Origin of the sequence: Burkholderia sp. BCC1638 (assembly GCF_902833195.1) — a bacterium.
GTDB classification, from domain to species: domain Bacteria; phylum Pseudomonadota; class Gammaproteobacteria; order Burkholderiales; family Burkholderiaceae; genus Burkholderia; species Burkholderia diffusa.
On record NZ_CADFEC010000007.1, the window covers coordinates 92,114 to 104,720 of the forward strand.

The window sequence follows — 12,607 nt, forward strand, 5'->3', positions numbered from 1 at the left end:
AACGGCGCGTTTTCGCGCCGGATCAGGCGGCGGCCGGAGCAATCCCGCCTTCGCGGTCGCAGTACGCGGCCGTGTAGTCGATGAACGCCTTGACCTTCGCCGGCAGCAGCGCGCGATTCGCGTACGCGAGCTTGATTTCGACGAACGCGTCGACGAGGTCGGCCCCGTCGAGCAACTGCACGAGCGCGCCCGACGCGAGCTCGGCTTCGACGAGCGTTTTCGGCACGACGCCGATGCCGAAGTCGTGCATCACCATTTCGCGGTTGAAGACGGGGCTGTTCGACGAGATGTCGAAGCTCAACGGCACGGTCAGCGTGTCGCCGTCGACGCGGAACGACAGCGCGGGCCGGCGCAGCGACGGCGACAGCGGCACGAACGCATGACCGGCGAGGCCGGCCGGCGTTTCGGGACGCGGATGCGTGCGCAGATACGCGGGCGTCGCGACGATCACCACCGGAATGCGTTCGACCAGCCGCACGATGGTCGTCTCGCTCGTCAGCATGTACGGCACGACGATGCCGATGTCGTAGCCTTCGCCGACGAGGTCGACCGGGCGCTCGGTCAGCGTGACGTCGAGGCGCACCTTCGGATGCGCGGCTTTGAAGCCGGCGATCAGCGGCACGAGCCGGTTCAGCGCGGCCGTCGTGTGCGCGACGAGGCGCAGCAGCCCCTCGGGCTCGCGCGTGTGCGACTGCGCCTGCGCTTCCAGCGAGTCGAGTTCGTCGAGCACGGCCGCGCAGCGTTCGTAGATGCGCTCGGCGGTCTCGGTCAGCGAGACCTGGCGCGTGGTCCGATGCAGCAGGCGGCTGCCGAAGCGCGCCTCCAGATCCGCGACCGCCCGCGACACGACCGGCCGCGCGAGGCCGTGCATGTCGGCGGCGCGCGTGAAGCTGCGCATTTCCACCACCGACCGGAAAATCCGCAGCTTGTCGATGTAGTCCATGTCCGTCTCCTCGAGGCGATGGCGGGGCGCCTGATCCACGCGGCCGGCCCGGCCATGTTACGGCGGAGTGTACATTGACTTTATGCATATGCACATATAAATTGCCGGTCATGAACGATCTCCAGATGGCCCACGCCTGCAATTGCCTCGCGCTGCGTCAGGCGGCGCGCTTCGTCACGCAGCTTTACGAGCGGCATCTGGCCCCGGTCGGGGTCACGCCCGCGCAGTTCTCGATCATGGCGAACCTGTCGCACCGGCCCGGCCTGGTGATGAGCGAACTCGCCGATGCGCTGGTGATGGATCGCACGACGCTGTTGCGCGCGCTGAAGCCGCTGCAGCGCGACGGCTTCGTCGCCGCGGCCGCGTCCGAGCATGACGCGCGCGCGCATGCGCTCAGCCTGACGAAGCTCGGCGAGCGCACCTACGCGCAGGCGAAAGTCGCGTGGCAGGCCGCGCAGGACGAGTTCGAGACGCAGTTCGGCCGCGGCCGCGCCAAGGCGCTGCGCGACGAGCTGTTCAGCCTGACGGCGCAGCGATAGGCGCGACGCGCGCGGTAGTATTACAAAAGCGATCCGGATCCACCGGACGAGACACGAGGAGCACCCCCATGCTGCAGTTGAGCGAGCGCGACGACGCGATGTTGCGCGGCGCATTCGGCGACGGCGTCGCGCGCGCGATGCGGATCGTCTCGCGCACGGCCGAGGTCATGTCGGCGCCGCGCCTGATCGACATCACGTCCGCGCATATCGACGGCTGTCTTTACCACGGCCAGACCAGTCTCGACTTCGTCGAGTATTTCGTCGACACCGGCGCGCAGGTCGCGGTGCCGACCACGCTGAACGTCGGGTCGCTCGACCTGATCCATCCCGAGCTGTATCACGGCGACCGCACGATCCAGCGCGACGCGCAACGCCTGATGCATGCGCATCTCCAGCTCGGCTGCGAGTCGAGCTTCACGTGCGCGCCGTATCAGCTGAAGAATCGTCCGCGCCTGGGCGAGCAGATCGCGTGGGCCGAATCCAATGCGATCGTGTTCGCCAACTCGGTGCTCGGCGCGCGCACCAGCCGCTACGGCGACTTTCTCGATCTGGCCGCCGCGATCACCGGGCGCGCGCCGTATGCGGGGCTGCACGTCGAATCGAATCGCGCGGCGCGGATCGTGTTCAACGCGCCGGACTTCGGCCACCGGCCGTCGCGCGACATCTATTTCGCCGCGCTCGGATTGCTGATCGGCCGGATTGCCGGCGCGACCGTGCCGGCGATCGTCGGGCTGCCGGCGGACACCACCGAGGACGAACTCAAGGCGCTCGGCGCGGCCGCCGCATCGAGCGGCGCGGTCGCGCTGTTCCATGCGGTGGGCGTCACGCCCGAGGCGCCGACGCTCGACGCCGCGCTGCACGGGCAGGTGGCGCAGCGAACGGTCGATGTCGCAATGGCCGATCTCGACGAGATCCGCCGCACGCTGAATCACGGCGCGGCCGGCGATGCGCTCGTCGCGGTCGCGCTCGGCACGCCGCACTTCTCGCTGGCCGAATTCCGCACGCTCGACGCGCTGCTCGACCAGTTCGACGGCAAGCCGAAGTGCGATTTCTACGTGAACACGAGCCGCTTCATCTTGTGGGAACTGGGCGAACTCGGGCTTGCCGACAAGTTCGACGCGCGCGGCATCCAGATCGTCGTCGACACCTGCACGTACATCACGCCGGTGATGAAACAGCTGTCGGGCCTGGTGATGACGAACTCGGGGAAATGGGCGTCGTATGCGCCCGCGAACATCGGCGTCACGGTCGCGTACGGCAGCATGCGCGAGTGCGTGCGTTCCGCGTTCGAAGGAAAGGTGCGATTCGATGACTGAAGCAAGCGTTCGGAAACTGACGGGCGATACGCTCGTGTCGGGCAGCGCATGCGCGCCGACGATCGTGCTCGACAAGCCGCTCAGCTTCTGGGGCGGCTACGACTCGGGCGCGGGGCGGATCGTCGATCGCGGGCATCCGCAGGCGGGCGCGAGCCTGGCCGGCCGGATCATGGTGATGCCGCATGCGAAGGGCTCGAGTTCGAGCAGCAGCGTGCTCGCGGAAGCGGTGCGCAACGGCACGGGGCCGGTCGGGATCGTGCTGAAGGAGCGCGACCTGATCATCTCGATCGGCGCGATCGTTGCTGCCGAGCTGTATGCGATCGCGGTGCCGGTGGTGTGCGTGACCGATGCGGTGTACGACGCGATCGTCGCCGCGACGGGCGACGTGCGAATCGACGCAGGCGAGGGCGACGGCGGCGCGCGGATCGACGTCGGCGGCTGACGCGTCACGCGCTCGCCGGCTCGGAGGAAGCGGGTGTGCGGCGTACTTGCACGAAGAGGCCGATCGTCGTTCGACCGAACGATGAAATATCAACGGGGCGCGTGGCGCCGCCCGCGTTCTCCGGTCATTCGTGCGTGGCTCCGGCGGCCGCTTCCCGATAGGCGCTCGGCGTCTGCCCGGCCCAGCGCCGGAATGCGCGCGTGAAATTCGCCGGGTCGGTGAACTGCAGCCGCTCGGCGATCGTCTTCAGGTCGAGATCCGACGCCGACAGCAATAGCTTCGCATCGCGAAACCGCGCTTCGTCGAGCAGTTGCCGATAGCTCGACCCCGCTTCCTCGAGCCGGCGCCGCAATGTGCGCGTCGACACGAGCAGCGCGTCGGCGAGCGCCTCCGGACTTGAATAGTTGCCGGCGGTTCGCGCCAGTTCCGCGCGCACGCGCTCGACCAGATCGCCTTCCTCCTGACGCACCTGCGCATACTCGCGCTCGACCTGCACGAGCGCTTGCCGGTGCGCGACTTCGTCGGCGAGCGGCAGCGGCCAGTCCAGCACGTCGTGCGCGATCCACAGCGCGTTCGCCGCGCAGCCGAATTCGACCGGTGGCAACTGGTCGCGATAGCGTGCGAAGTAATCGGGCTCCGGCCATGCGAAGCGCAGCGCGATCGGCGGCGACGCGCGCCCGGACCACTGCGAGATGTTCTGCGCGAGCCCCGTCAGCACGAACTCGAACATCACGTGATGCTGCAGCACCGGGCTCGCCTGCACGCCGTGCAGTTCGAGCGTCGCGCCGTCGTCGTCCTCCGCATAGGTCAGCCGATACTGGCGGTTGCGCATCCGGAAGTAGCGCTGCGTGACGACCAGTGCTTCGCGGATGTCCCGCGCGGTCAGGGTCGCATAACCGAGGAAGCCGTGCACGGTTGGCTTCAACAGCAGCCCGAACGCGAGCCCGATGCCCGGATCGCCGCCGATCTCGATCGCGTTGAGCACGAGCCGGCCCCATTGCGACGGCGCGACGCGCGCGTCCGGTTCGGCCAATACGGCATCGCGCAGCCCGGTGCCCGTGCGCACGGCGGCCGGATCGACGCCGCGCGCGGCCAGCGCCTGCAGCAGCAGGCGCGTGTAGGCGACCGGAATCGTCGGCCGGCGTAGCCCGAGGTGGTCCTTGCGTGACGGGGAGGTCATGTCGATTTGGCCGGAAATGACAAGCATTATGGCTGTTTGCCCCCTCACGTTCAAGGCGGCGCGCAGCCTACGATGGCACGTATCGCTTATCGGCAGACTCACCATGACGACTTCCTTTCCCCACCTGCTCGCGCCGCTCGACCTCGGCTTCACCACGCTGAAGAATCGCGTGCTGATGGGCTCGATGCACACGGGCCTCGAGGACAGCCGCAAGACGCTGCCACGGCTCGCCGACTATTTCGCCGAACGTGCGCGCGGCGGCGTCGGCCTGATCGTGACCGGCGGCTTCGCGCCGAACGTGGCCGGCTGGACCAAGCCGTTCGGCGGCACGCTGATGACGTCGGCCGGCGCGCGGCGCCATCGCGTGATCACCGACGCCGTGCATGCGGACGACGGCAAGATCGCGCTGCAGATCCTGCATACCGGCCGCTACGGCTACCACCCGTTCGCGGTCGCGCCGTCGAAGATCAAGTCGCCGATCTCGCCGTTCGCGCCGCACGAACTCAGCGCGCGCGGCGTCGAGCGGCAGATCCGCGCGTTTGTCCGCTGCGCGCAGCTTGCGCGCGAGGGCGGCTATGACGGCGTCGAGATCATGGGCTCCGAGGGCTACCTGATCAACCAGTTCATCTCGATGCATACGAACAAGCGTGGCGACCAATGGGGCGGTTCGTACGAGAACCGGATCCGCCTGCCGATCGAGATCGTCGAGCGCACGCGCGAGGCGGTCGGGCGCGACTTTATCCTGATCTACCGGCTGTCGATGCTCGACCTGATTCCGGACGGCAGCGACTGGAGCGAGACCGTGCAGCTCGCGAAAGCCGTCGAGCGCGCGGGCGCGACCATCATCAATACGGGGATCGGCTGGCACGAGGCGCGCGTGCCGACGATCGCGACGTCGGTGCCGCGCGGCGCGTTCGCGTGGGTCACGAAGAAGATGAAGGGCGAGGTCGGCATCCCGCTCGTGACGACCAACCGGATCAACCGGCCCGAGGTGGCCGAGCAGATTCTCGCGGACGGCTGCGCGGACATGGTGTCGATGGCGCGCCCGCTGCTCGCGGATGCCGAGTTCGTCGTCAAGGCCGCGCAGGGCCGGGCAGACGAGATCAACACCTGCATCGGTTGCAACCAGGCGTGTCTCGACCACGCGTTCAAGAATCAGATCGCGTCATGCCTGCTGAATCCGCGCGCATGCCACGAGACCGAGCTGATTTATACCCGCGTGCAGCAGCCGAAGCGCATCGCGGTGGTCGGCGCGGGGCCGGCCGGGCTCGCGTGCTCGACCGTGCTCGCGCAGCGCGGCCACCACGTCGATCTGTTCGACGCGGCGCCGGAGATCGGCGGCCAGTTCAACATGGCGAAGCGGATTCCGGGCAAGGAGGAGTTCGACGAAGCGCTGCGTTATTTCGGCCGTCAGGTCGAGCTGACCGGCGTGAACCTGCACCTGAATCGCCGTGTCGATGCGAGCGACCTGATCGCGGGCGGCTACGACGAAATCGTGCTCGCGACCGGCGTGGCGCCGCGCGACCCGAAGATTCCCGGCCAGGACGGGCCGAACGTGCTCAGCTACATCGACGTGCTGGCCGGCGGGCAGCCGGTCGGCCGGCGTGTCGCGGTGGTCGGCGCCGGCGGCATCGGCTTCGACGTCGCAGAATATCTGGTGCAGGGCGGCGAGTCGCCGACGCTCGATCTGGAAGAGTGGAAAGCGGAGTGGGGCGTGACCGATCCGGCCGCGACGCGCGGCGGCGTGACGCGCGCGCAGGTCGCGGCGCCGGCTCGCGAAGTGACGCTGTTGCAGCGCAAGGCCGCGCCGCTCGGCAAGGGGCTCGGCAAGACGACCGGCTGGATTCACCGCGCGACGCTGAAGATGAAGCAGGTGAAGATGATCGGCGGCGTGAACTACGAACGGATCGATGCGCGCGGGTTGCACGTGTCGTACGGCGAGCAGCGGACCGATCATGAATTGATCGAAGCCGACACGATCGTGCTGTGCACGGGGCAGGAGCCGCAGCGCGCGCTGCTCGCGCCGTTGCAGGCGGCCGGACGCTCGGTGCACCTGATCGGCGGCGCGGAACTGGCGGCCGAGCTCGATGCGAAGCGTGCGATCGATCAGGGATCGCGACTCGCGGCGCGGCTGTAACGGGCGTCGTTCCGGGTTGCGAAACGGCGGCGTGCGTCGCGCGACGCGCTGGCGACTTCCCGCGTCGCCATGCAACGTGGCGACGCGATTCCGTCAGAACGCCATTCGCGATCGGCCGGCGTGCGTCAGGCCGCTTCGGCCCGCTCTTCCTCTTCCGCCTCCAGCATCGCCTTGACGATCAGATAGACGGCCGGCAGGTCGTCGTCGTCGCGACGCCAGTCGACCGGCTCCTCGACATCCGCCGCGACCAGCCGGCTGTCGCGCAGGCGGATGAACGCGTCGACGACCGTCGGATCGTTGCGGCTCAGGAAACCGGTATTCGAGAACGCGAGTTCCTCGACGTTCAGCAGCGCCTGCCAGCTCATCGTGCGGACGGCGGCTGGATGGGTGCGGCGCCGCAGGCCGAGCGCGCGTTGGGCGGGGCCGCCGACGACACGCTGCAGGTCGACGACCGCCCGCTGCGCGGCGCGTTCGAAGTGGGCGGGGTTGAAGCCGGGTTGCTCGGGATCGAATGCGGATGACTGGAACATGGTCGCCTCACAAAAGTCCGTCCGTCATGGGTGACGGAATTCGGGTCAAATGGTGCAAAAGCACTGTAAATATATACAGTGTTCGAGGCGGTTTCAAGTCCTGAATGCATGTCGGTTTGCCGGCACCGGGTCGAGTGCGGTGGCGACGGTGGCCGGCGCGCGCGCCGCGCGGCTTTCGCGAACGACTTACACCGACGCGGCGATCGTCTCGCGCAACCATCGATGCGCGGGATCGCGGTGCACGCGCTCGTGCCACAACATCGACATTTCATAGCCGGGAACGTGAACGGGCGCTTCCACCACGCGCAGCGCGGGCACGTCGCGCACCAGACGCTCGGGCAGCATCGCGACGAGATCCGTGCTGGCGACGGCCGACATCACGAACAGGAAATGCGGAACGGACAGCACGACACGCCGCGCGGCGCCCGCTTTCGCGAGGGTTTCATCGGTCACGCCGAAGAAGCCGCCGCCGTCGGGCGACACGATCACGTGTTCCAGCGCGCCGAACTGCGCGAGCGTCGGGCGCCGCTTCAGCTTCGGATGACCGGCGCGGCCGACGAGCACGTAGCGCTCGACGAATAGCGGCAGGCGCCGCATCCCTTCCGGTGAACCTTCCGTCGTGTGGAAGGCCAGGTCGATGCCGTTTCGCTCCGCGTCCTGCTCGATGCGCGGCGGCACGAGCTCGACGACGGCGACGCGCGTCGCGGGGGCGGCCGATCGCAGCGTGTTCAGCGCGGGCAGGACGATCGTCGATTCGCCATAGTCGGTTGCGGCCACGCGCCACGTGTTCGTCGCGGTTGCCGGATCGAACGGCGTGGCCGTCAGCACCGCGCGCTCGACCGCGTCGAGCGCGTCACGCAGCGCCTCGCGCAACGTTTCCGCGCGCGCGGTCGGCCGCATGCCGCGCGGTCCGGGCAGCAACAGCGGATCGCCGAAGAAATCGCGCAGTTTCTGCAACTGCACGCTGACCGACGGCTGCGACATGTTCAGTTTTTCGGCTGCACGCGTGACGTTGTGCTCGGCGAGCAGCACGTCGAGCGTGACCAGCAGGTTCAGATCCAGTCGTCTGAGATTGTTCATGGCTATACCTGGAATATCAGGAATTCATTTCAAATATACCTCTGGCGACGGCATCCTGCAGTCATTCAATCAACGGAGTGACGAACATGAATGTGCTGATCGTTTATGCCCATCCGGAACCGCGTTCGCTGAACGGCGCGCTGCGCGACTTTGCCGTCGAGCGGCTCGAAGCGGCGGGGCATAGCGTGCAGGTGACGGACCTGTATGCGATTAACTGGAAGGCCGCGTTCGACGCGAACGACGTGACGGATCGCACGCCCGACGCGCGTTTCAATCCGTCGCTCGACTCGAAGCACGCGTTCGCGACGGGCACGCAAAGTGAAGACATCGCGCGCGAACAGGAAAAATTGAAGTGGGCCGACGCGGTGATCCTGCAGTTTCCGCTGTGGTGGTTTTCGATGCCTGCGATCATGAAGGGCTGGGTCGAGCGCGTGTATGCGTATGGTTTTGCATACGGCGTCGGCGAACATTCCGACCTGCACTGGGGCGACCGTTACGGCGAAGGTTCGCTTGCGGGCAAGCGCGCGATGATCGTCGTCACGACGGGCGGCTGGGAGTCGCATTACAGCGCACGCGGCATCAACGGGCCGATCGACGACGTGCTGTTTCCGATCCAGCACGGGATTCTCTATTACCCCGGCTTCGACGTGCTGCCGCCGTTCGTGATCTACCAGACGCACCGGATGGACGATGCGCGCTTCGATGAAACGCGTGCTGCGCTCGGCAAACGGCTCGACGAACTGTGGACCGCGCAGCCGATTCCGTTCCGGCGGCAAAACGCGGGCGATTACGATATTCCGGCGCTGACGTTGAAGGCGGAGATCGCGCCGGGGACGGTGGGGTTCGCGGCGCATCTGGCGCAGGAGCGGTGATCGTCGCCGCATCGTCGTGATACGGGGCGATACCCGGACGTGACGGCTGCAAAACGACACGGGCGACCGGCGAGAAAATCGCCGGCCGCCCGTGTCGTCCTCTTCGCGGCCGTTCAGTCGCGCCGCGCGTCGCGTTCACTTACCGATCATCCTCCCGCACCGAAGACGGATGCCGGCACAGCGCCCGCACTTCCATCTCCATATACGGAAACAACGGCAGCTGACTCAACACGTCATGCAGTTGCTGCACGCTTTCGACGTCGAAAATACTGACGTTCGCATACTGCCCCGCGATCCGCCACAGATGCCGCCAGGTCCCTTCGTTCATCAGCCGCTGGCACATCGCCTTCTCTTCGGCCTTCAGCGTGGCCGCCTTGACCGGATCCATGTCCGCCGGCAGACGGACGGTCATTTCCACATGAAACAGCATCCTGCGCTCCTTGCGTTGTCGATTCGTCGAACGGGACCGCTCAGGCCTGTGCACGAGCCCGCTCGACTTCGCTCGCCGGCACGTCCTGCTTGTCCTTGAGCAGCGAGAAATCGAAGTCGATCAGCGCGAACTGCCCGTCGACGCCATACGGCTTGCCTTCCGCGCCCTCGGCCTGCTTGATCTTCGGGATCAGCCCCTCGCGGGTCGCGAATGCGAAGTCGTCCCAGATGTGCGGATCGCCTTCGATGTTGATCTGCGTCGTCAGCTTACGATATCCGTCCGCGGAAACGAAGAAGTGGATGTGCGCCGGACGATGGCCGTGACGGCCGAGCTGGTCGAGCAGTTGCTCGGTCTTGCTGCCCGGCGGCACGCTGTAGCCGACCGGCAGCACGCTGCGGAAGCTGTAGCGGCCCTCGGCATCGGTGCGGATCGAGCGGCGCAGGTTGAACGCCGGCTGCGACTGGTCGAAGTACGAATAGTTGCCCAGATGGTTCGCGTGCCACACCTCGACGAGCGCATTCGCGATCGGCGCGCCGTCCTGACCGAGTACCTGACCGCGCATGATCAGCGTCTGGCCCGGATCGGTGCCGTCGTCGAGACGCGCATGGCCGACCGATTCCGGCGCGCCCGCGACGTACAGCGGCCCTTCGATCGTGCGCGGCGTGCCGCCGTGGAAGCCGGCCTTCTCCTCTGCCTCGTCCATCCGCACGTCGAGGAAGCGCTCGAGGCCGAGGCCCGCGGCGATCAGCCCGAATTCACGGCCGGCTTCGTTCAGGTAGTTGAGCGCGGTCCAGAACTCGCTCGGCTGCACGTCGAAGTCCTCGATCGTGTAGCAGATGTCCTTCACGATCCGGTTGACGATCGCGCGCACGCGCGGGTTGCCGGGCTTTTCCGCGGCGTCGTCGAAGGTTTTCAGCAGGGCGTCGATGGCTTGCTTGTTCATCTGTGTCTCCGGTTTCGGTTGTCGTGTCATGCGGGATCAGCGGGCGTTGCGTCGCATCCGTTCGATGCGGGCCCAGTCGAAGGTGATGCCAAGGCCGGGCGTCGCCGGCAGGTGCAGCTTGAAATCCTGGTAACGCAGCGGCTCGACGAGGATCTCCTCGGTGAGCAGTAGCGGGCCGAACAGCTCGGTGCCCCATTTCAGCGAGCCGAACGTGCTGAACAGTTGCGCGGACGCCATCGTGCCGGCCGCGCCTTCGAGCATCGTGCCGCCGTACAGGTCGATGCCGGCGGCCGACGCGATCGATGCGACGCTCGCCGCACCGAGCAGGCCGCCCGATTGCGCGATCTTCACCGCGAACACGTCGGCCGCGCGGTCCTGCGCGAGTGCGAACGCATCGACGGGGCCATGCAGCGCTTCGTCGGCCATGATCGGAATCTGCGCGAGTTGCGTGAGGCGTTTGAGCCCCGCGCGATTGGTCGCGGCGATCGGCTGCTCGACGAGGCTCACGCCGGCCTCCGCGAGTCGTGCGCCGGCCCGGATCGCGTCGGTTTCGGTCCATGCCTGGTTCACGTCGACGCGGACGTCGCCGCGCTCGCCGAGCGCGCGCTTGATCGCGATCACGTGCGCGACATCGTCGTCGACCGCGTTCGATCCGATCTTCAGCTTGAATGCGCGATGGCGGCGCGCGTCGAGCATCGCCTCGGCTTCCGCGATGTCGCGCTGCGTGTCGCCGCTCGCGAGCGTCCACGCGACATCGACCGCATCGGTGGTGCGGCCGCCGAACAGCTCGGACAGCGGCACGCCGAGGCGGCGCGCCTGCGCGTCGAACAGCGCGGTCTCGATCGCGCACTTCGCGAACCGGTTGCCCTGGAACAGCTTGCGCGCACGCGCCATCGCGGCGCCCGGGCGCGTCGCGTCCATGCCTTGCAGGAGCGGCGCGAAGTAGGTGTCGATGTTGACCTTGATGCTCTCGGGGCTTTCCTCGCCATACGCGAGACCGCCGATCGTGGTCGCCTCGCCGACGCCTTCGATACCGTCCGTGCATCGAACGCGGACCAGCACCAGGGTCTGGCAATTCATCGTGGCGACCGAGAGCTTGTGGGGCCTGATCGTCGGCACGTCGACGAGCAGCGTCTCGATGCGTTCGATGGTGGCGGTAGTTGCTATCATGCGATTCCTCCTGTTGGTGCACATGGTAGGAATTCCCGCCCGGCGGCGTCCAACACTCTTTCCGACTACTTCCATACCTTCGAGGCATGAAATGGAATTGCGCCAGCTTCGGTACTTCATCGCCGTCGCGGAGGAAATGAACATCACGCGGGCCGCGGAGCGGCTGCACATGACGCAGCCGCCGCTGAGCCGTCAGCTCCAGGCGATCGAGGACGAGGTCGGGCTGCCGCTGTTCGAGCGCGGCGCGCGGCCGCTGAAACTGACCGACGCGGGCCGCGTGTTCTATGCGCAGGCGACGCGCGTCGTCGAACAGGCCGACGAGCTCGGCCCGCTGACGCGGCGGCTCGCGCAGTTGTCGGAGCGGATCGTGATCGGCTTCGTGCCGTCGACGCTCTACGGCGCGCTGCCGGACGTGATCCGCGCGTTTCGCGAGGCGCATCCGGGCGTCGAGCTGTCGCTGATCGAAATGTTCACGCTCGAGCAGCTCGGCGCGCTGAAGGGCGGGCGGATCGACGTCGGGTTCGGCCGCCTGCGCTTCGACGACGACCAGCTGGTGCGCGAGGCCCTGATCGAGGAAAAGCTGATCGCGGCGCTGCCGGTCGGGCATCTGCTCGCCGATCCGGACCGGCCGCTGACGCTCGCGGACATCGCGAACGAGACGCTGATCGTCTATCCGAGCACGCCGCGGCCGAGCTTCGCGGACCAGCAACTGTCCGCGTTGCGCGACGGCGCGCTCGTGCCGGCGGCCGTGCACGAGGTGCGCGAACTGCAGACGGCGCTCGGGCTCGTCGCCGCGCAGGTGGGCGTGTCGCTAGTGCCGGAAAGTGTGGAAGGCGTGCGCGTGAAGGGCGTCGTCTATCGGCGGCTGCCGGAGCCCACGGCGACGTCGCCGATCATCATGAGCCGCCGGCTGCACGGCGAAAGCGCCGCGACGACGGCGTTCTGCGCGATCGCGCGGGAGATGATCGCGCCGGCGGCGTAGCGACGGTCGTTTCCGTATTGACTGCAACTAACGGTCAAATTCG

Annotated in this window: 13 protein-coding genes; 6 read left to right on the top strand and 7 right to left on the bottom strand. The window is 67.4% G+C overall.

Annotation, left to right across the window (positions count from 1 at the left end):
- Positions 1 to 22 precede the first annotated feature (22 nt).
- The gene (locus HWX22_RS10475) at positions 23 to 943 is read right to left on the bottom strand and encodes a LysR family transcriptional regulator (protein WP_175906624.1); all 921 of its coding nucleotides are present in this window, start codon (positions 941 to 943) and stop codon (positions 23 to 25) included.
- 110 nt (positions 944 to 1,053) lie between these two features.
- Between HWX22_RS10475 and HWX22_RS10480 the strand changes: the two genes are divergently transcribed.
- The 3 genes from HWX22_RS10480 to HWX22_RS10490 all read left to right on the top strand — a co-directional run bounded on the left by HWX22_RS10480 (position 1,054) and on the right by HWX22_RS10490 (position 3,240).
- Positions 1,054 to 1,482, top strand: coding sequence for a MarR family winged helix-turn-helix transcriptional regulator (locus HWX22_RS10480; RefSeq protein WP_175906622.1), 429 nt, complete (start codon positions 1,054 to 1,056; stop codon positions 1,480 to 1,482).
- A gap of 68 nt (positions 1,483 to 1,550) precedes the next feature.
- Positions 1,551 to 2,798: an aconitase X gene (locus tag HWX22_RS10485; protein WP_175906620.1), complete on the top strand. Its 1,248-nt coding sequence runs from the start codon at positions 1,551 to 1,553 to the stop codon at positions 2,796 to 2,798.
- Entirely contained in the window at positions 2,791 to 3,240 is a 450-nt protein-coding gene (locus HWX22_RS10490; protein WP_175906618.1) for a DUF126 domain-containing protein, read from the top strand. The genes HWX22_RS10485 and HWX22_RS10490 overlap by 8 nt, the downstream gene beginning before the upstream one ends.
- Positions 3,241 to 3,364: 124 nt before the next feature.
- On the opposite strand, the gene HWX22_RS10495 is transcribed toward HWX22_RS10490, so the two are convergent.
- Positions 3,365 to 4,447, bottom strand: a complete 1,083-nt coding sequence (locus HWX22_RS10495; RefSeq protein ID WP_175906616.1) for an AraC family transcriptional regulator — start codon at positions 4,445 to 4,447, stop codon at positions 3,365 to 3,367.
- 76 nt (positions 4,448 to 4,523) lie between these two features.
- Between HWX22_RS10495 and HWX22_RS10500 the strand changes: the two genes are divergently transcribed.
- Complete coding sequence (locus tag HWX22_RS10500; RefSeq protein WP_175915583.1) at positions 4,524 to 6,557, top strand: NADPH-dependent 2,4-dienoyl-CoA reductase; 2,034 nt, start codon at positions 4,524 to 4,526, stop codon at positions 6,555 to 6,557.
- Between the two features lie 125 nt (positions 6,558 to 6,682).
- Here the strand turns inward: HWX22_RS10500 and HWX22_RS10505 are convergent, their stop codons facing one another.
- Together HWX22_RS10505 and HWX22_RS10510 are read right to left on the bottom strand one after the other, a co-directional pair.
- Complete coding sequence (locus HWX22_RS10505) at positions 6,683 to 7,087, bottom strand: DUF2471 family protein (RefSeq protein WP_059601528.1); 405 nt, start codon at positions 7,085 to 7,087, stop codon at positions 6,683 to 6,685.
- A gap of 186 nt (positions 7,088 to 7,273) precedes the next feature.
- Positions 7,274 to 8,167, bottom strand: coding sequence for a LysR family transcriptional regulator (locus HWX22_RS10510; RefSeq protein ID WP_175915584.1), 894 nt, complete (start codon positions 8,165 to 8,167; stop codon positions 7,274 to 7,276).
- Positions 8,168 to 8,253: 86 nt separating this feature from the next.
- Here HWX22_RS10510 and HWX22_RS10515 point away from each other — a divergent pair, with 86 nt between their 5' ends.
- Positions 8,254 to 9,039 (top strand): NAD(P)H-dependent oxidoreductase, encoded by a 786-nt coding sequence (locus tag HWX22_RS10515; protein ID WP_175915585.1) that lies wholly within the window; start codon positions 8,254 to 8,256, stop codon positions 9,037 to 9,039.
- A 139-nt stretch (positions 9,040 to 9,178) separates the two neighbouring features.
- On the opposite strand, the gene catC is transcribed toward HWX22_RS10515, so the two are convergent.
- The 3 genes from catC to HWX22_RS10530 are packed head-to-tail and all read right to left on the bottom strand — an operon-like array spanning position 9,179 to position 11,582.
- Positions 9,179 to 9,469 carry a muconolactone Delta-isomerase gene (gene catC, locus HWX22_RS10520; RefSeq protein ID WP_050017398.1) on the bottom strand — a complete coding sequence of 97 codons (291 nt, stop codon included), beginning with the start codon at positions 9,467 to 9,469 and terminating at the stop codon, positions 9,179 to 9,181.
- Between the two features lie 40 nt (positions 9,470 to 9,509).
- Positions 9,510 to 10,412: a catechol 1,2-dioxygenase gene (gene catA, locus HWX22_RS10525; protein WP_059531711.1), complete on the bottom strand. Its 903-nt coding sequence runs from the start codon at positions 10,410 to 10,412 to the stop codon at positions 9,510 to 9,512.
- A 36-nt stretch (positions 10,413 to 10,448) separates the two neighbouring features.
- Positions 10,449 to 11,582, bottom strand: coding sequence for a muconate/chloromuconate family cycloisomerase (locus HWX22_RS10530; RefSeq protein WP_175915586.1), 1,134 nt, complete (start codon positions 11,580 to 11,582; stop codon positions 10,449 to 10,451).
- 91 nt (positions 11,583 to 11,673) lie between these two features.
- Here HWX22_RS10530 and HWX22_RS10535 point away from each other — a divergent pair, with 91 nt between their 5' ends.
- Positions 11,674 to 12,564, top strand: coding sequence for a LysR family transcriptional regulator (locus tag HWX22_RS10535; protein WP_175915587.1), 891 nt, complete (start codon positions 11,674 to 11,676; stop codon positions 12,562 to 12,564).
- The last annotated feature ends 43 nt before the right edge of the window (positions 12,565 to 12,607 follow it).

Excerpts from the sequence above, each read along its gene's own strand:
- HWX22_RS10500 (WP_175915583.1), top strand. The coding sequence starts at position 4,524 with ATGACGACTTCCTTTCCCCACCTGCTCGCGCCGCTCGACCTCGGCTTC.
- HWX22_RS10505 (WP_059601528.1), bottom strand. The coding sequence starts at position 7,087 with ATGTTCCAGTCATCCGCATTCGATCCCGAGCAACCCGGCTTCAACCCC.
- HWX22_RS10485 (WP_175906620.1), top strand. The coding sequence starts at position 1,551 with ATGCTGCAGTTGAGCGAGCGCGACGACGCGATGTTGCGCGGCGCATTC.
- HWX22_RS10495 (WP_175906616.1), bottom strand. The coding sequence starts at position 4,447 with ATGCTTGTCATTTCCGGCCAAATCGACATGACCTCCCCGTCACGCAAG.
- HWX22_RS10535 (WP_175915587.1), top strand. The coding sequence starts at position 11,674 with ATGGAATTGCGCCAGCTTCGGTACTTCATCGCCGTCGCGGAGGAAATG.
- HWX22_RS10480 (WP_175906622.1), top strand. The coding sequence starts at position 1,054 with ATGAACGATCTCCAGATGGCCCACGCCTGCAATTGCCTCGCGCTGCGT.
- catC (WP_050017398.1), bottom strand. The coding sequence starts at position 9,469 with ATGCTGTTTCATGTGGAAATGACCGTCCGTCTGCCGGCGGACATGGAT.
- HWX22_RS10515 (WP_175915585.1), top strand. The coding sequence starts at position 8,254 with ATGAATGTGCTGATCGTTTATGCCCATCCGGAACCGCGTTCGCTGAAC.
- HWX22_RS10530 (WP_175915586.1), bottom strand. The coding sequence starts at position 11,582 with ATGATAGCAACTACCGCCACCATCGAACGCATCGAGACGCTGCTCGTC.
- HWX22_RS10490 (WP_175906618.1), top strand. The coding sequence starts at position 2,791 with ATGACTGAAGCAAGCGTTCGGAAACTGACGGGCGATACGCTCGTGTCG.
- HWX22_RS10475 (WP_175906624.1), bottom strand. The coding sequence starts at position 943 with ATGGACTACATCGACAAGCTGCGGATTTTCCGGTCGGTGGTGGAAATG.
- catA (WP_059531711.1), bottom strand. The coding sequence starts at position 10,412 with ATGAACAAGCAAGCCATCGACGCCCTGCTGAAAACCTTCGACGACGCC.
- HWX22_RS10510 (WP_175915584.1), bottom strand. The coding sequence starts at position 8,167 with ATGAACAATCTCAGACGACTGGATCTGAACCTGCTGGTCACGCTCGAC.